The following is a 483-nucleotide window of genomic DNA, read 5'->3' on the forward strand; positions in this document are numbered from 1 at the left end:
ACTCGATAATCTTTGGCATGCAGGAAGTCTGCAAGTGCCTCGTGATAGGTGCCAGTAGCCTCCATGACGACCCAGGCCTGTGAGTCCGCATGTTTTTCCAGCCAGGCCGCAAACTCCTTGAAGCCGTTAGCGTTATTGGGCAGCTTGGCCTTCGTACGAAACTTGCCGTTATCCAGTGGTGCAGCAACGTCGAAAGAGCTTTTTGCTGTGTCGATACCAACGAAAGCGGACATGGTCTTCTCCCTAAGGTCTGAAAAGATCATCACTGCACTCGGTTCTGCCTTGCCAATACGTGCTCACGCCGAAGCGGGCAACTAGATACCGTTCGAACTGATTGAGTGAGTGTGGAAGACCGGAGCACATATCTACAACGCGAGCTCGAGGCCCTAGGAGCTGGACGGCTTCACGGTCTTCCCTCGATGATCAGTCGAGAACTATCGCCTCTGACGAGGCGATAGTCGAGATACAAGGAGCTGGCTTGCC

General features: G+C 53.8%; 1 protein-coding gene. It reads right to left on the reverse strand.

The genetic code is table 11. The annotated features are described in order from the left end of the window. Positions 1 to 233 (reverse strand): transposase (locus tag HX792_RS30145; RefSeq protein WP_176999477.1); only part of this gene is annotated, 233 nt, incomplete at its 3' end. Between the last annotated feature and the right edge of the window lie 250 nt (positions 234 to 483).

Source organism: Pseudomonas sp. B6002 (genome assembly GCF_013385985.1).
In the GTDB taxonomy this organism is placed as follows: Bacteria; Pseudomonadota; Gammaproteobacteria; order Pseudomonadales; family Pseudomonadaceae; genus Aquipseudomonas.